At 59.4% G+C, this 16,214-nt stretch carries 13 protein-coding genes and 2 pseudogenes; 6 read left to right on the plus strand and 9 right to left on the minus strand.

The window, feature by feature from the left end:
- Positions 1 to 110: 110 nt before the first annotated feature.
- A complete protein-coding gene (locus tag G6P99_RS09875; protein ID WP_029085056.1) occupies positions 111 to 344 on the plus strand; it encodes a DUF2188 domain-containing protein in 234 nt (77 codons plus the stop codon).
- On the opposite strand, the gene G6P99_RS47495 is transcribed toward G6P99_RS09875, so the two are convergent.
- Positions 295 to 906 (minus strand): hypothetical protein, encoded by a 612-nt coding sequence (locus G6P99_RS47495; protein WP_334261977.1) that lies wholly within the window; start codon positions 904 to 906, stop codon positions 295 to 297. The two genes, G6P99_RS09875 and G6P99_RS47495, sit on opposite strands and share 50 nt — an antisense overlap.
- Positions 907 to 1,854: 948 nt before the next feature.
- Positions 1,855 to 2,112, minus strand: coding sequence for a hypothetical protein (locus G6P99_RS09885; protein WP_165123020.1), 258 nt, complete (start codon positions 2,110 to 2,112; stop codon positions 1,855 to 1,857).
- Positions 2,113 to 2,607: 495 nt separating this feature from the next.
- Between G6P99_RS09885 and G6P99_RS09890 the strand changes: the two genes are divergently transcribed.
- Complete coding sequence (locus G6P99_RS09890; protein ID WP_165128021.1) at positions 2,608 to 2,754, plus strand: hypothetical protein; 147 nt, start codon at positions 2,608 to 2,610, stop codon at positions 2,752 to 2,754.
- A gap of 2,584 nt (positions 2,755 to 5,338) precedes the next feature.
- Here G6P99_RS09890 and G6P99_RS09895 read toward each other — a convergent pair.
- Positions 5,339 to 5,601: pseudogene (locus G6P99_RS09895) on the minus strand (helix-turn-helix domain-containing protein); the annotation flags it as partial.
- A gap of 271 nt (positions 5,602 to 5,872) precedes the next feature.
- Here G6P99_RS09895 and tnpA point away from each other — a divergent pair.
- Genes tnpA through tnpC form a run of 3 tightly spaced genes read left to right on the plus strand, consistent with a single transcriptional unit; the run spans position 5,873 to position 8,317 of the window.
- A complete protein-coding gene (gene tnpA, locus G6P99_RS09900) occupies positions 5,873 to 6,274 on the plus strand; it encodes an IS66-like element accessory protein TnpA (protein WP_165124207.1) in 402 nt (133 codons plus the stop codon).
- A 50-nt stretch (positions 6,275 to 6,324) separates the two neighbouring features.
- On the plus strand, positions 6,325 to 6,618 hold the full coding sequence (gene tnpB, locus G6P99_RS09905) for an IS66 family insertion sequence element accessory protein TnpB (protein ID WP_349259795.1): 294 nt from the start codon (positions 6,325 to 6,327) through the stop codon (positions 6,616 to 6,618).
- A gap of 46 nt (positions 6,619 to 6,664) precedes the next feature.
- A complete protein-coding gene (tnpC, locus tag G6P99_RS09910; RefSeq protein ID WP_165124201.1) occupies positions 6,665 to 8,317 on the plus strand; it encodes an IS66 family transposase in 1,653 nt (550 codons plus the stop codon).
- Here tnpC and G6P99_RS09915 read toward each other — a convergent pair.
- Together G6P99_RS09915 and G6P99_RS09920 are read right to left on the minus strand one after the other, a co-directional pair.
- Positions 8,302 to 8,673 (minus strand): avidin/streptavidin family protein, encoded by a 372-nt coding sequence (locus G6P99_RS09915; protein ID WP_165128023.1) that lies wholly within the window; start codon positions 8,671 to 8,673, stop codon positions 8,302 to 8,304. The two genes, tnpC and G6P99_RS09915, sit on opposite strands and share 16 nt — an antisense overlap.
- Before the next feature lie 1,114 nt (positions 8,674 to 9,787).
- Complete coding sequence (locus G6P99_RS09920; protein WP_029085035.1) at positions 9,788 to 11,749, minus strand: glycoside hydrolase family 127 protein; 1,962 nt, start codon at positions 11,747 to 11,749, stop codon at positions 9,788 to 9,790.
- A 658-nt stretch (positions 11,750 to 12,407) separates the two neighbouring features.
- On the opposite strand from G6P99_RS09920, the gene G6P99_RS09925 reads away from it, so the two are divergent.
- Complete coding sequence (locus tag G6P99_RS09925) at positions 12,408 to 12,755, plus strand: hypothetical protein (RefSeq protein ID WP_165123021.1); 348 nt, start codon at positions 12,408 to 12,410, stop codon at positions 12,753 to 12,755.
- 188 nt (positions 12,756 to 12,943) lie between these two features.
- On the opposite strand, the pseudogene G6P99_RS09930 reads toward G6P99_RS09925, so the two are convergent.
- From G6P99_RS09930 to G6P99_RS09945, 4 genes and pseudogenes are all read right to left on the minus strand, one after another.
- Positions 12,944 to 13,739: pseudogene (locus G6P99_RS09930) on the minus strand (IS6 family transposase).
- 286 nt (positions 13,740 to 14,025) lie between these two features.
- Positions 14,026 to 15,174 (minus strand): N-methyl-L-tryptophan oxidase, encoded by a 1,149-nt coding sequence (gene solA, locus G6P99_RS09935; protein ID WP_029085032.1) that lies wholly within the window; start codon positions 15,172 to 15,174, stop codon positions 14,026 to 14,028.
- 169 nt (positions 15,175 to 15,343) lie between these two features.
- Entirely contained in the window at positions 15,344 to 15,916 is a 573-nt protein-coding gene (locus G6P99_RS09940; RefSeq protein ID WP_165128013.1) for a hypothetical protein, read from the minus strand.
- A gap of 73 nt (positions 15,917 to 15,989) precedes the next feature.
- Complete coding sequence (locus G6P99_RS09945; protein WP_029085031.1) at positions 15,990 to 16,208, minus strand: hypothetical protein; 219 nt, start codon at positions 16,206 to 16,208, stop codon at positions 15,990 to 15,992.
- Positions 16,209 to 16,214 lie beyond the last annotated feature (6 nt).

Raw genomic sequence — 16,214 nt, forward strand, 5'->3', positions numbered from 1 at the left:
AAGGCGCTGCTCCTTGGGAGCCCACCAAAACGGTAGTTCAGGCGACCGCGGCAGATTTGCAGAGTACGACCCGTCTATCGATCACGGGGGCGATGCCGGAGCCAAGCTTTATGGAAAGCGTTCAGTACTTCGTCACGCGCCATGAAGGCCAGTGGAGGGTTGCGCTCAATTGTGAGTACTCCGGCGCTTACGCCACTGAGGAAGAGGCGATCCGCGCCGCGGTCGACGCAGCCCACAAGGAGGGAAAGGCAGGACGCGACGCTCAGGTTCTAGTTCAGGGCCATGACCACAGGTTCAGAAACGAGTGGACATATGGCCAAGACCTATACCCACCGTCCGGCTAATCGGGCTGGAGGCTCGTTTCAAGGCTCGTGCCGATAAGCGAGCATACTGTGACCGACAGCATGCTGGAAACCGGTCAAAGAGGGAGCGCCGGAGCGGGTCACAGTGTCTTGAGGTATTCAAGCAACGCCTTTTGTCTTGGTCGCTTAAACTGATCCCGTACTCGTGTCCGCATCGGCTATTGCCAGAATTGATATTACTACAATCCGTGACGGACAGAGTTTCGCTCAGCGGCTCCTGGGTGGCAGCAAGACCAACGTTTTCAATGTCGTATTTCCGTCCAACGCTAAACTGCGATTTGCGCTCCCCTGATGGCTTGAGCAATTCCGCCAGGGTAGGGACCGAGCCGTTATGAAGATAAGGTGCGGCGGCAAATACCCTGCAGAACACGAGCCTCGTAGGCGCCCCCACGGAGGGAGCCGACTCCGAATCGTTTCGGCTTGAGGAGGACAGGGGCATGTCCGTCCCGCCAGAACGCCAAGCGCTACTAGCTGAGGTCTGGACCATTCTCTCAGCCGCCCGCGATCTCGGAGATATCGTTACGCACTTGGTTGCGCGCCGCATTGTGGACACTCACTTGAATGACCGTCAGCCCCGCATCACGTCGGATATCGAAGTGATTATGATGTACTTCCGTTGAGCACATCAAGCTATTGAAGATTTACGGGGCCGGCCACTGCGCCGGCTTTCGTTTTGGTCGATCTCTTCGCTTTCGTTTCTGGTCCGATCACTTGTGCCTTCTCTGTCGGTCCGGACGTACAGCCGCCATGCTGTGCAAGCCGTATTAACGACAGATACGGCCGCGTCTGCGATGAGAATATAGCTTCGAGAAGCTGGGTTGATGTTCATGTGCGCCTCTCCTCATCGGCAGACGAATAGCAGCCTCGAAGGCCGGTATAAATGTGGTCTGTCCATTGCACCAGCCTCAAGCGATCGTGAGCGCTGGCCTAGGAAGTGACTTTCCGTTTTCGAGGCCGTCTGGGCGGCGGCCTAGTCTGTTCGAGCTTCGCGATCGCGGCAAGCACGACAGCTGTTGCGACCGTCCCTTGGGACCACTGTGTGAGTGCCTCAATGGCGTTCTTCAACGCCTCTTCACGGGTCATAGCATGATCTCCACGCCGCGCCGCTAGGCCGATGCTACGGAAAGACGCGCGAGCGGCTGGAGGAGCCGCTCGCGCTAGTTAAGGCTGCGCGGACTTGGCCATCTCATGGGGGGTGTGCGAAAGTATGAGAAGCCAAGTCCAAACGTCTCTCAGCAACTCGCGTGCCAGACAGTCACGATCCAAGAGAGGCGAAAAGCTGCGCAGCCTCTCCACGCGTCATGATCGACACGAAGCGCGGCGCTAGGGCGATCAATGAAAAGCGTGCGGACGGCGGAAGGAGCCGCCCGCACAAGTTGCTGGTGGAGACTTGGCCGTCTCACGAGGGTCATCAATATGCAACCAAGCCATACAGGGCTCAGCAACTCGCGTGCCTGACGGTCACGCTGCAGAGACGCAAAACGGCTTGCTTTCACACCTCGTGCAGACTGACTACCTGCACTGTGGTGGCAGCTTCCAGACGTACGTCATGAACCGGACGCGACTGAACGAGATCAGACGTGCGGCGCTTTTGGTGGCGTCTGGGGCGCAGGATGATTGGATCAACCTCGTCATCGTGTATAGCTATCAGCTCGCCGGGCTCCACGCCGAGCCTTTGCAACTGCTCCTTTTCGATCGGGCAGTTTAGCATTGCGGCCTTTGCGCCGCAGTCTTTCAGGGTCAGCTTCACTGCTGCACCTCGGGAGCAGCCCTCGCCATGTGAGATCGGCTCGCACCTGATCCTGCAAACTCGGAGCCATGGGGCGTGCATGCCGTCAACCGAGCGCGGCTGCTGGGGGGCGACCGGATCAAGTTAGAGCGACAGGCACGGGCTCTATCGCGCCGAGCAGGATGACATCCAATGCGACGGCTCACGCCATTCAAGGAGCAATCCGTTGCGTGGTTTGAGCCTTGCAGGCCGGCAAAAGCCGAGGCGCGTACCACAGCCGCCGAGGTGCTGGCCTCGGCGGCCTAGAGCTATCAATAGACTGGACGACCGCCTTGACGGCGTTTTCCTTCAGTTTGTCAAAAGGCCAGACTGAGGCTGCTCATATCGCCAAAGCAAGGCCCGTCATAGCCTAGGAGACGCTCAATCCTGGTAGGTGCGTCGCAGTTCGCTTTTGGCGATAGTGCCTCATCTCGCAGACTCATTGCGCGATACCGGAACTCGTAAGGGAGCAGAATCATGTCCCGACTTCAGGATGGCACTGGCTATGTCGCCTTATCCTTGACCGCCGAAAACCAGGAATTCAAACGTCTGGAGAGCTTCGGTGGGCTCGTTAATTTCAATGCCGAAACTATCGGCCTCGGTGGCGCCTTCATTCGCCAATAACGCAGACTGGATGTGGCTTTAGGAGTCACGCAGCCACGTTCGGCTTTGTGGGCTATGGGGGCGGAACGGAAGACTTCACCGCGCGGCCGAACCATATAGGCGCCGCTCTCTTTGTCGGGATTGCCTGCGAACCTAGAATCACCAGGTTCGCAGGCATCGCAGCAACCCATTTTTTCAATGACGTGATTATTTGGTGATGAGCGAAACCTCCGAGGGCTGGACACGCGAGCAGGACGAGATCTTCTGGCATTTGGTAAGAAAGCAAACTCCAGAGGAAGTCATCGCGGCGGCGCTGAACAAGACTTGTCAGGATCTCAGACGGCGCGGCTATGTGCTGGGTTTGCCAGCGAAATGGTTCAAATCCGCAAAGAGAACGACCGATCAGCCGTTGCCGGAGGGCGGGAAGGGGAGGCGCCCCTGTTTAGCGGAGAGATTTCCAAGGGCCGACCGCCCTGTTGAACCGATCCAGTTTTCGCGTGCCAATGATGCGATGACCGTTGGGTCTCGCGTAACAGTAGTGTACTCGGCTGGTCCAAAGCTGAAAGGGCGGAGCGGCCTCATCGTCGCTCTTGGTGTGACCAGGACAAGGGTGCGCGTCCTCTTGGACGGCAACATGAGACCGATCACACTCCACGTGTGCCTGTTGGAAGTTGTATAGTCGCGCCGCGCAGCAAAATGATGTCCGTCCGCGTATGCGAGCAAGTACAAAACAGCCCAACGCCGCCCGCTTGAAATGCATGCGGGCGACGTTGGCTCTCCCCAGGAGGGATGACAAAATCCTGACCTGGATAAAGTATGGAGGGGAGCTTACGTCTTCGCTATCCGCATGACTCCGGTATCACCGATGAGTAGTGGAGGCAGTGCGGTGCGGTCTAGGATCGGCTGACGGCAGAACGCGGAGCTGCCCAGCAGGGTGGTTGCGGCGGTGAAGGATGCCAAGGCGCGGAGGGGGCTGGCTTAAATTGCAGAGGTTTAGGAAAAATTGAATTGAGCTGCCGATCTGCAAACTCTTGCAGATGCGGGCCTGCGGTCGGGAGTGTTTGTAATTCCGGACAGCTCCAAGCGCTGCCGAAAGGCAGCGGACAAGCAAACCGGCACCGCATCCTCTGGTCTGGCGCGAGGCCGGCGACCACCCGACGCGAGTTCGTGGTGTTAACTTCAGAGGGACGACTTCAAATCTACCAGCCTGCTTAGCGCCTTAGCAACTACTCTGACCTCATGGAATGGCAATAACCTGTGACCGCGCCAGCGCCTGCATCAGGTGCGTTGCCAGGGCCCCAGCGGGAAGGGGGCTTTGCGATTTGCCCGTCGGCTTGTGAGGTGCGGGGATAGTGACTGTCGCCATCTTCAAGAAAGACCGCGACGACGAAGAAGACTTCAGGCATGTAACTTAATCGTCGAGCAAGGGCTAAAATACAGGATCTCATCAAGGCGCCTCTGCCAGATAGCAAATCACCTTGGAAGAACGGGGATATCGTGGTCAGCCCAAGAGGGGCTGATCCCTCGACGGTGACTTTGACCGACCGCATACGCCAGGCGCTGAAGCGTCATCTCTTTGTGCAGCCTTTCAAGGTGGTTGCCCGCGTGGGGTCGACAGGAAGTGATGAAACGGTTCTCGAACCCGATGACAACATCAAGTCAAACAACCTCGACGTGGTCATAACCCCACGCAGAGACGGCGAGCTGTTCCTTTACGTGAATGACTCGATTTGCCGTTCGACGGAATGTGTGGCTCAAGCTTCTACGATCGCCACGACGGAGAAGCCACGATTGAGGTTCGTCAGGTCAATTAGCGCTGGTGTTTCCCATGAGGTTGATTATCCTTCTCGGCACGCTCGCCATCGCATTGCCTTTTGTTAATTGCCCAGGCGGCCATGCCATTAGGAAACGCCGTCTCCTTGCGTCTTCTGGAGCGACCGACGGGGCACGGTGATTCGAAATATACCGTTCCGCCTGAGCCTGCGAAGGGCGATCGTCTCGAAGCTGATACGTTGTTCGAATGGGTCCAAGCGCAAGGACGATCAGCGAAGGGCTATGCGCGCCACGTTATTTCGCTCGACATCGCCTATTTGGTATGTCTCGGCTTGTTTCTAGGTTATGCTAGCGTTCTTCGTGCGAGGCTATCGCATTGGCCTCCAATCTTGTTGAATGTACCCGTTTGGGCGTTTTGGCTTTTGCCCGCAGTCTATATTCTCTGCGACCTCACCAAGGATGTCCTTATCCTCGTGATGCTCAACTGGCCGCCTCGGCCATTCGAGGCGTCGCTTTCACTCTCCTCGCGGGCATGCGGGGCCTTAAAATCATCTCCGTCGGTCTGGCTTTCTCGCAGGTGCTGTTGCTTTGCCTCCTGTCGTATGTCTCACCCGCAATCGCCGAACGCTAGACCCAGCTTGGGAAATTCCAATCGTCGGCCGCGCGAGGGTCTAGCAAGGTGGTTGGCTGACGACGGAAAGTTGGAACCCGCGCAGCCGGCCTATGCGGCTTGAGGTCCATGACCCAAACGATCGTTTTCTCCTGCAGTCCGATACCCCCAAACCGTGTCGGTCGAAACTTCCTCCACGTTCTGAGCGGCCTGCAAGCTGCACTTGCCCGTGAGTTTGCGTTCCGCCCCGGGACGCGGCTCTTCTTTCAGCGCCCGCTCCAGATTGCCTTCCACGAAGCGTCGCTTGGTGCGGTACACGGTCGAGCCGCTCACGCCGACGCTCCTACGATCTCCTCGTCGCTGGTCTCGGCATCGGCGGCCAGCAAAATCTGCGCTCGCTTGAGCTTGCGGGACGCATGCTTGCCGCCGCTAAGCAGCGCCCTCAGTTCGGTGCGCTGGATGACGCTTGAACGCGCCGGCCTCATCAGACGGCAGCCAAGGACACCTCGCAGCATCGAGGTCCTCATTGATCCGAAACTCCTGGCGGAGCTAATCTGACTGCCGGACCCAACCTGTCAAAATCACTGTGCAGAGCCACTAGTGAGAGCAGCCAGAGGCCCTGAAATTCCAATGCAGCATTAAGCTGCCCCGTCTACACGGTCGTTGAGCCACAGCAGCGTATCCCTCCATTGAGGGCCGCCTTGTTTGACGGACGCGAGCGCTGCAGGTCCTAGGGGTAATCCTAGGAGAAGCGCTATGACGATTTCGCGGGCAGAGGTGATCACATCGGTCGAGCGGCGGCGTCGGTGGTCACAGGATGAGAAGGAACGGCTAGTTGCAGCATCGTTCGAGCCCGGAGCCACTGTTTCCGAGGTGGCTCGCATGGCCGGCCTTCATGTGAGCCAGCTGTTCAGGTGGCGCAAAGAGCTTTGCAAGCACGGTGAAACGAGTGTAGCGCCGTTGGTGCCGGTCGAGATTGTGCCGTCTGTGCCGCCGCGGGATGTGGCCGAAGCGCCATTGACGACGGCGCCGGCGCGTCGACGGAGGAGCCAGGGCATCATCGAGATTGATCTCGGTAGCGGACACCGCATCCGGGTCGACGGTGACGTTGATGGAGACGCGCTGCGGCGAGTTCTCGATGCCCTGGTGCGCCGATGATCCCGGTTCCGACAGGCGCGCGAGTGTGGCTCGCGACAGGCTACACGGATATGCGCAGAGGCTTTCCGTCGTTGGCACTCCAAGTGCAGGAGGTGTTGCGCAAAGACCCGCTCAGCGGTCATCTGTTCGTCTTCCGCGGTCGCCGCAGCGATCTTGTGAAGATGATCTGGCACGATGGCCAGGGAGCATGCTTGTTTACCAAAAGACTCGAGAGAGGAAGGTTCATCTGGCCATCGGTTGCCGGTGAATCGGTAACGATCTCTCCGGCGCAATTGAGCTATCTGTTGTCCGGGATCGATTGGCGCAACCCTCAAGAAACCCAGCGCCCGACGCGGGTCGGATAGCCGTTTTACGGTTTGAATCTGCTGCTTGATCTGATTCAATGGCTTCATGATATCGAAGCCGGACGATCTTCCATCGGACCTTGCGAGTGCCCTGGCGGCGCTGCAGGCCGAGCGTGAGGCGCGGCTGCGAGCCGAGGCGGTGGCTGCCAGTGCGCGGGCGGAGCTGTCGGACAACGAGGCGCTGATCGCGCATCTCGAACTGCGGATCGAGAAGCTCAAACGCGAACTGTACGGGCAGCGCTCCGAGCGCGCGGCACGGCTGCTCGAGCAGCTGGAGTTGGAGCTCGAAGAACTCGTCACCACGGCGAGCGAGGATGAGCTTGCCGCGCAGGCCGCAGCGGCGAAGACGCAGAACGTCCGCCCCTTCATGCGCAAGCGGCCGGTGCGCAAGCCATGGCCGGATGACATCGAACGCGAGCGCGTCGTCATTGAGGCTCCAACGACCTGCGCCTGCTGCGGTGGATCGCGGCTGGCGAAGATCGGTGAGGATGTGACCAAGACGCTGGAGGAGATCCCGCGCCACTTCAAGCTGATCGAGACGGTACGCGAGAAGTTCACCTGCCGCGATTGCGAGAAGATCAGCCAGCCGCCCGCGCCGTTCCATGCCACGCCGCGCGGCTTCATCGGCCCACAATTGCTGGCGACGATCCTGTTCGACAAGTTCGGCATGCATATCCCGCTCAACCGCCAGAGTGCGCGCTTTAAGGCCGAGAGGATCGATTTGCCGCTGTCGACGCTGGCCGACCAGGTCGGCCACGTGACCTTCGCCGTCATGCCGCTCTTCCACTTGATCGAACGCCATGTGCTCGCGGCCGAGCGCCTTCATGGCGACGATACCACCATCCGTATCCTGGCGAAGGGCAAGTGCACGACCGGGCGGATCTGGACTTATGTGCGGGATGACCGGCCCTTTGCCGGGCCTGCGCCGCCGGCGGCGGTCTATTACGCCTCGAGCGACCGACGAGGCGAGCATCCGCAGAAGCATCTGGCCGCCTTCGCCGGCATCTTGCAAGCCGATTGCTACAACGGCTTCGAGCCGCTGTTCGACCCGCAGAAGAAGGTGCTGCCGATTACGCCGGCGTTTTGCTTCGCCCATGCGCGGCGGGGCTTCTTCGAGCTGGCTGACATCGAGAAGAATGCCCGCGAAGGCAAGAGAGGTAAACCGGTCTCTCCGATCGCGCTGGAGGCGGTCAGGCACCTGGATGTGTTGTTCGAGATCGAGCGCGCCATTAACGGCTGCGGCGCCGAAGAGCGGCGCGCCGTGCGCCAGGAAAAGAGCAAGCCGCTCCTCGGGGACATGCACGCCTGGTTGCTGCGTGAGCGCGAAACCCTCTCTCGCTCCTCCGAGGTCCTGAAGCCTATGAATTACATGCTCAGGCGCTGGGACGACTTCGCCCGCTTCCTCGACGATGGCAGGATCTGCTTGACCAACAATTGTGCTGAGCGCGCATTGAGAGGCATCGCCTTGGGAAGGCGCAACTGGACCTTCGCCGGCAGCCAGCGTGGTGCCGACCGTGCCGCCATCATGCTGACGATGATCACGACCTGTCGTCTCAACGACGTCGATCCGAAAGCCTGGCTCGCCGACGTCCTCGCCCGTATCGCCGATCTTCCCGCATCGCGTCTGCACGAATTGCTGCCCTGGGAATGGAAGCTCCTGCGCCAAGCCGACAAGCCCGCCGATCAGCAGGCCGCCTGACCTTCACGCAACGCCATCATAGAGCTCGCCGTACCCGCGCGCATGCGTCCATCACGCGGTCCTCGTCGTATGCGTACACAGCAGCTGAAGTTGACCGCAAAGCTAATCGCCGTGCCTTGATTGGTCTGAGCAAGCCAGCCAGTCATCGCTTGGGGCACATTGCCGTCGGAGCTGTTGCTTGCGTTTCGTGTAGGTGCCAGACGTGCTCCGGTACTCTGACCGTAGCTGTTGACGGTCAGAGTTGAGCCATATTGGTTGGTCCAGGTCCAGGTGGGTTGGGCATTTTCTGCTGCATCCAATAGCAGAACGCATACGGATGCCACGTAGTGCGTCAGTTTCCAGATTTCTTGAGACATCGTCGAATCCATGTGATCCGAAATAGGAGAACCATACAACCGATTTTGGACGACGTGCGTTGATGCACACCTTTCAAAGCGGAACCCACCATGACGGTGATTCCTAAAGCTCGTCGAGGCCGTTCTAGTTCCAGGTTGGTCTGTTCAACAATTCCCGGGAATCTGCCTTTTGCCGATGGTTGCTTTGTGTCTTATCTGCCACAAAAGACCTCCGAGGCACCTGCCAGAAATGGTAGGCCGTCCCGCTCGCTGAGCATGTTGCGAATGCACGCCGACGACGTCACGGTCACAAGAGCGCGCCCGCGCGGAGGAATTCAGAGGCATAAGAAAGTGGGCGCGCTAATACCTATCTGAGCGACCAAGGGTTCCTCGATCGACCGTGCGATGTTATGCGCCGTAAGCTGGTAGCTCCGCCTTCTCGCGTCCGGCAACCTTCGCAAGCCGACCACCCGAGAGGAAGTTAGGCGGGCGCCAATATTGAAATGAGCGAATTTGCGCCAGATTCGGGCAGGCAAGTTAGCTGCAACCTGGTGTCGTCGTAAAAGATGACCTTTCGACTGTTCAGCACCATGTCCGCTCTCCCTCGGTAAACCAAAACGAATGACGTGCTGGGGATTAACGCGCAATACTCACCATATCGTCTTACCCGCGGATGGTAGCTGTTATCACGCAGGAATCGGCGACCGCCAGTCCTGAACACTCTGGATCAGAATCGTAAGATTGTGCAGCGGTTTATCGCCTCGGCTTTCAGACTTCAACGACGACCTACAAACGTTCGGCCTCGGTGAACTCCGCTCAGCCTCGCAGCTCCAGTTTACGCCGAAGGATGTCGCGCGCTTCGTATGCTCCGATTGCGACCAGGCCAGCTGAATGCGATCTCCAGCAAGTGGTTAGGCTGACGCCTGTCAGCCTCTCAACGGTTCACCGGTTCCAACGCACGTCTTGACGGTCGATGGGATTGAAATCGCTAGAAGGACCAAAAACCAAGCCGAAGCATCGACCAAGCCATCGCTCCTGAAAGCACCTTCTGCTGCGTGCGACGAGCAGCCTATGCCGGCGCTCAACCTATGCTCTTCTTTCCGGCCAAGTTGCTTCAAATAGGTCCCGATTATGGTCACCACTCATTAATCCAGATCCGCATTTCACCTTCGCCGCGGTTGGCCCAGCTGAACCACGGAATGAATGTCAAACGCTGCGTTTGCCGCTGTCCAGGCACGTTGTCGTAGTGATAAAGCGGTGCTTCCTCAGAGAGCCTGTGTTGCAAACGAAAGCCATCAGCCTGCAGCAAACTCTTGCCGGCAAAGAGGCCCTTGCCTTCAACAAGCGAAAATTGGCTGTCTGCATCCAGCCAAATATTATGTAGCTCCGGCCCGTTGTCGGCTTCTTCCAGACAATAAATTAGGGGGCCACGCTGAATAGCCACTTTGCCGGCCAGGTGGCGAAGTTGTGGATGGCCATACACGCGGCGTGCTTTCATGGGCAGCTGCAATTTGCAGCGATCGCCCTGCCGCCACGTGCGGTGAATGTGCAAATAGCCTTTGCACGACTCGCAATTGACTGGTTCGCCGTTCAGTCTGACCTCTGGCGCGCTGCACCATTCCGGCAGGCGCAGCGCGAGCGTGTGCGTGATTGGCTGCTCCGATTCCACGGCGATCTCCACCTGGTCCTCCCAGGGATAGTTCCCGCTCATGCGCAGTCGCAGCGTATGCTCTCCGACCGGTAACGCCACGCTGTTGCCAACGTAGAGATTGACATAGAGCGCGTCGGAGCGTGGCGTGTAGATGTAATGACCAATTGATGTGAAAAGGCGCGCGATGTTTGGCGGACAGCAGGCGCAGCCGAACCAGCGCTGTCGTACCGGCGAGACATGACTGTAGATGCGGTTGGACCGCAGTGTTTTGGGATGAGCTTCGAGTGGATTGACATAGAAAAAATGGCGTCCATCTAACGCGATACTGCCCAGAACGGTGTTATAGAGCGCACGCTCCATCACATCGGCATAGCGACTGTCCGCCTCCATCTCCAGCATCCGGCGGGCGAACATCATCAGGCCAATCGACGCGCAGCTTTCCGCGTACGCAGTATCGTTCGGCAGATCGTAGTCGCTGCTGAACGCTTCGCCCGCGCTTTGCGAACCAATGCCGCCGGTGATATAGATCTGCCGCTGCACCATGTTTTGCCATAGCCGCAGGCAAGCTTGGCGTTGCTGCTCGTTCTGAAGCAGACGCGCCAGATGGGCAACCCCAGTCATGAGGTATACAAACCGAACCGCATGACCTGTTGCATTCCGCTGCTCCGAGACCGGCAGGTGCGCCTGGCTATAGGCTTTATCTCTGACCATCCAGGGCTCGACGTTTGCTTTGCGGTGACGGGATCGCTTCTCATACTCTATGTCATAGAAGTGCGGCTCCCTGCCGCGTTGCTCCACGAAATAATTCGCCAGTGTGAGATATCGCTGCTCCAGCGTCGCTTCGTAGAGGCGTATCAATGCGAGTTCGATTTCCGGATGGCCATCATAGCCGTGTAACTGATGGCGCTCCGGGCCAAACACCACGGCGATGTGATCAGCAAGCCTGCAAACGACCTCCAGTAAGCGCCTTTTGCCAGTCGCCTGAAAGAAAGCGACGCCCGCTTCAATCAAGTGGCCGGCGCAGTAAAGCTCGTGGCATTCGCTTAAGTTGCTCCAGCGCTCCCCAGGCGCCTTTACCGTGAAATAAGTGTTCAGATAGCCGTCGCCGCACTGGGCGGCCGCAATCAGTTCAATCAGGTCATCGGCGATTTTCTCCAGTTCTGGATTGGATGTTTCGCATAGCGACCAGGCGACTGCTTCCAGCCATTTCGCCACATCACTGTCCTGGAAAACCGGGCCGTAGAACTCGCCACTTGCTCGATTGGCGGCGATCCGAAAGTTGTCTATCGCATGGCTCGGCGGGACTTCGGGAATACGGTCGTTCAGCGCCTCCCACTGATAAGGGAGCGTCACCTCCCTCACCAATTGCCGGCATTTCCCAATGAGCGGATCAGTAATCCGTAAGTCATGGAGATCTACTTCCGTAGTAGCCGTCGGCCGATTCATCTCGCTCTCCTTCGTGTTGGGGGCACGGGCCGATGGTTCATGAAAACCTTACTCATATCCCATTGTTGAGTTTGCAGGGTGCGAATTGGCAGCCTCAGCATGTCCTGCCTGCCGTCGTCAGCTCATGCGTCTTTCGCGTGCTTCCAAATCCCGGCATGACGAGCGATTGAAGCGTCCCTCTGGTCATCAGGGGCGGAGAGAGAACTCACCTTCTTTGAATAGACTCAGACGTTCTATGACGGTCGACACGAACGACATTGTCAATCTCCATACATCGCGCTGACCAGCACGCTCGATGGTGAAGACAGCAATTTCCGTGCCGGCAACGGCGCAGATCGTTCGTCTCGACTAGCACGTCCTCGGTATCCACCAGTCCGTCGCGGCTTCGACGTGGATTCGGCGCACCGCCTTCGGCCCGGATGGATTTTGCTCTGCGCTGCTGCTGCTCCAGTTCCGGCGGGGCGTCGCGCGCTTCCTGGTCCCCGCCGCAATCGAGACCGGTTGGCCGCGGACTGGTTATGACCGTTCCTGTGAGCTCGAGCCTTGCGGATAGAGGCGCCTTTGCCGGTATTGAGGCGAATGCCGTATCGCATCGCCTGGCGAACCTTCGGCCTTAATGAATTGCGCTCATTCCCTGCTGCGATAATGGAGAGGGCCGATGCGCAGGCGCGCCTGGCCGCGTTGGAAGGCGCAGGCGACGGGGCCTCGCGAGAAGAAGAGGGCGCAACAGAAGCTGAAGGAGAGGAGGCTCGCCATAAGTTCGCAGGTCGGCGCGGAAAGCGAGCCGCTTCAGGAAGTCAAGCCATGGATGGACCTGCTCATTCAGGACATCGAGGCAAACGAGTTGCGCCGCTACGAACGGCAGGCGCGAATTCGGCGAGAACGCGATCGGTCGGGGACGAAGCATGGAGCCGTTCGAAATGAGGGCCGTCGAGGTCGGTCGTCATGGGGGACGTCCTTTGCCGGATCGGCCGCGCCCATCGTGGCCTTCGTGGCGATCATCTGACGGCAGGTGGAACGGACCAGAACCCGACGCAAAGCGAAGGGCCGAAGCGAGGGGGAGATGGCAGAGGCGCGGCTATTTTGTTTCGCACAAAGGCGCGGTCCGCGCCGGCGGAAAATAGCCGTGACCTCCGCCATTGCCGGGCCGTACCGCTCGCCGTCCGATCGCCCTCTAGAAGCCAGGGGGCGGCTCTATCCGCAAGGGCCACTCACGGCATCGTCAACTTGATCGACCGCCGAGCTGAAGGAGGCGATTCTCAAAGGTTCGAGATTCGGCGATAGCGCTTGTCGTGGAGATCTCGCGTCAAGTCGCAAAGGCTCGTTCGCGTGAAGCACGACGGAAGTCGGCAGTGACGGCTCCGGAATAGGGGATGTGGAAAAGGTTCGCGTCCTGATCGTGAACTGCCAGAACCCGTTGAGCCTGACGGGACGATTTGAAACGCTTCATTATCCGCTCGCGTCGCCGCGTCGGCCGATGAGAATTCTCGGCCCGATAGGTGAGAGCGTTGTGCCGGCGATGTTCGACGTGAAAGCCCATCTTTGCCCTGGCAGCGCCGTAGGAACGGAGCTTGTCCGTGAACATCACGCGCGGCGGTGTGCCGGCGGATTTCAAGAGCTTCTTCATGAGCCGCTGCGCAGGGCGCAAGTCTCTTCGGCGCTGGATCAAAACGTCGAGAACGAAGCCATTCTGGTCGACAGCGCGCCAGAGCCAATGTTGTTCGCCCGCGATCGAGATAACGACCTCGTCCAGATGCCATTTGTTACCGCGAGCGGGAGCGCGCTGGCAGATTCGATCGGAGAACGGCTTGCCGAATGTTCCGTCCCACTGGCGCACGGTTTCATAGCTTACGCCAATGCCACGCGCTGCCAGCACTTCCTCGACCATGCGCAAGCTTAAGGGAAACGGGAAATACAACCAAACGGCATAGCTGATTACTTCCGGTGGGAAGCGATGGCGGAGATAAAGAGGGTCCCGGGCGGTCGGCATGCCCGTCGTCTACCCCCTCGGCCGCTCCAATTCGTTAACTTGACGGTGCCCTCCTGCGAGCTACTTGATCAGCTGGGGCATTCCCGGCACAGACCGATTACGGGCGGCCTTCAAAGACTCACTTGCCCCGTCTCGCCGACCACGCACACTGCGGTTTCCGGCCCAACATAGTGCTTCATGGCAGTTGATGCGAATTGGTTGTTTGCGGGAGCTCCATTGGTGCCCGAGCCCACGACCGCAATTACGCCATTGTCTGCAATTCCAGAATTGGATGCCAATTGACGTCTCAGGAGTTTGGCGGCGCGACGCCGCTGAAACGGTCGAGCCGAAACGCGTTCGGCGCTATCAGCTTCGCATCGAGTGCCAGATCCGCGAGCATCGTACCGATCGCGCTGGCGAACTTCGCACCGTGACCGGAGCAAGGCGACGCAACGACGATGCGGGGGTCGGCCGGAAGTCGATCGATGATGAATTCGTTGCCCTCGTCCGGTTGCAGGTCTGCTCGCAGCGTGTTCGTGTAGAGGCAGATATCGCGCTCGACGATTGGCCCCGCCGCACCGGGAACCAATTCAGCTAGTGTCAATCCGACAGTCTCCAGTTCTGCGTCCGTTGGCGGCGGGTGCCAGGCGTCTGCCCCCACGACTGGCCCTTGGTCGTGCTGTGCAGCCTTCACGCCTCGTCCCTCGAAATCGGGAAAGCCGTAGACCACTCCTTTCTCCCCTTCGACAATAAACGCCGGAAACTCGCCGTAACGCACCAATTCGGGTTTGGCCGGCTTGAACCAACCGACCGTTTGTCGGGTGATCTTTAAGTGTCGTGCGAGTCCCGGGATTAGCCCGGCAATCCACGGTCCTGCAGCAATGATGGCCCTCTCGGCCAAGATTACCTCTCGGGGCATTGAAATACGGATGCCGGCGGCCACCGGCCGTATTCGGGCCGGAGCCAGAATGATGCGGTGTTCGGCGCCTTCGCGAAACGCGCGGATCGCCGCTTCGGCCAACAGGATCCCGCCGCTTTCCTGGACGACCACATCCCAATTATCCGGAAGCCGGAACGCGGGAAATGCGGCGTTTGCTTCCGCTCCCGTGACCGGACCGGGGACGGCGTCCTTGAGCGCGGCGGCGCGGGAGTCGGCCACCATCTTCGATCCGGGAGGTCCTGCTTCGAGTACGTGGGTCGGCATGAGGATTGTTCGTCCGCTGGCGGCCTCCAACATCCGCCATCCCTTGAGGGCAGCATCGCTAAGCTCCGTGTAAGCCGCGCTCTCGAAATTGAAGCGTCGGTACACTCGGCATGAGCCATGCGACGAGCCGCGAGCCTCGCCCAAGACAAGAGGGTCGAATCCGAGCACGTCGGCCCCACGACGCACCAGCGCATGGAACGCAGAACTCCCTATCAGGCCGAGGCCGACGACGGCGATTTCGCAAGCACGCATCCCTCACTCCCTCTTTCGCTGTTTAGCACGCGCGATTGATCTGCCGCGCCACCGCACTTTTGCGGGCCCCGCCCTTGGTGGACACACTGCAGCCGCAGCAGGAGCACAAGAATCCCTGAAGGGTGCAGTCGCGCAGTATTCGCAATTCGCCTTGTCAGCCTTTTCGGTCTTATGGGCTTGCCGCCCTGCCGCAGCGGTCGAAAGGGAGCGCCGCGCCATCGACCAGGGACTTTACCATAGGGCTGAGAGCGAGCAGCGCTCGACCCGCCTGCGCGGAACGGCGAAATGCCGCCTCGCTCCCGCGATCGCAGGCGTCTATCGCTTGTTGATGAGGATGTTCGACATCCAGCTCGACAATGGTCGGCCGCGAGTGGGTGGAGCGCACCACGCTGAGATAATATTGCACCAGCGCAACCCGGAGATCGCAGCCATCGAGCAGACTTGCGAACTGCTGACGGTTGTTGATCAGCCTTTTGGCGCGTACCACCCCGGCACCGACGACCAGTGCTCCGTACGGCAAGCGGCTGCCACGGAATGCGATGCCGAGCTCTTTCGACAGCTCTCTGGGAGAATTCTGCAGCCTGCACTGGGCTACGAAGACGCGATGCTCGGTAAGATCGTCCCTCGCCACCACAATATCGAGCCAAGCGTTCTCCGCTATGCCGACCGATGAGAGGATTTGCAACAGCTTCTTGCACACGGCACGCAACAGCTTGACGATGAACGACGCGAGCAGCCTCATGACAAATGTTTGGCCGAGCCATGGGGCCGCCGCCGATAAGAAAGAGGCTGCCGCCGAGATGGCGACCAGCGCTTTAGTGGTGATCTGCAGCTCCCGGCCGTGGATCGTTGTCCGCGCGGATGACGTGCACCGCCGCCATCGCAGTGCCATAGAGCGCCAACAGTGCTTCCGCGAAGACCACGCTGGCGAATAACGGCACGAGCAGCAGAAAGCTCGCGAGCACGTGGGCTGCGAAGAGCGCTGCGGTGGAGAACGGTGCGGCGACCGGAAGCAGCAGCCGGCAGTCGCGCACGATCGT

The organism is Bradyrhizobium sp. 6(2017), assembly GCF_011058295.2.
Lineage (GTDB): Bacteria > Pseudomonadota > Alphaproteobacteria > Rhizobiales > Xanthobacteraceae > Bradyrhizobium > Bradyrhizobium septentrionale.

Coding starts and splice junctions, on each gene's coding strand:
- G6P99_RS47495 (WP_334261977.1), bottom strand. CDS start 906: ATGCGGCGCGCAACCAAGTGCGTAACGATATCTCCGAGATCGCGGGCG.
- G6P99_RS09940 (WP_165128013.1), bottom strand. CDS start 15,916: ATGAGGCTGCTCGCGTCGTTCATCGTCAAGCTGTTGCGTGCCGTGTGC.
- tnpB (WP_349259795.1), top strand. CDS start 6,325: ATGCGCAGAGGCTTTCCGTCGTTGGCACTCCAAGTGCAGGAGGTGTTG.
- G6P99_RS09875 (WP_029085056.1), top strand. CDS start 111: ATGGAAAGCGTTCAGTACTTCGTCACGCGCCATGAAGGCCAGTGGAGG.
- G6P99_RS09920 (WP_029085035.1), bottom strand. CDS start 11,749: ATGAATCGGCCGACGGCTACTACGGAAGTAGATCTCCATGACTTACGG.
- tnpA (WP_165124207.1), top strand. CDS start 5,873: ATGACGATTTCGCGGGCAGAGGTGATCACATCGGTCGAGCGGCGGCGT.
- tnpC (WP_165124201.1), top strand. CDS start 6,665: ATGATATCGAAGCCGGACGATCTTCCATCGGACCTTGCGAGTGCCCTG.
- G6P99_RS09915 (WP_165128023.1), bottom strand. CDS start 8,673: ATGTCTCAAGAAATCTGGAAACTGACGCACTACGTGGCATCCGTATGC.
- G6P99_RS09925 (WP_165123021.1), top strand. CDS start 12,408: ATGCGCAGGCGCGCCTGGCCGCGTTGGAAGGCGCAGGCGACGGGGCCT.
- solA (WP_029085032.1), bottom strand. CDS start 15,174: ATGCGTGCTTGCGAAATCGCCGTCGTCGGCCTCGGCCTGATAGGGAGT.
- G6P99_RS09890 (WP_165128021.1), top strand. CDS start 2,608: ATGTCCCGACTTCAGGATGGCACTGGCTATGTCGCCTTATCCTTGACC.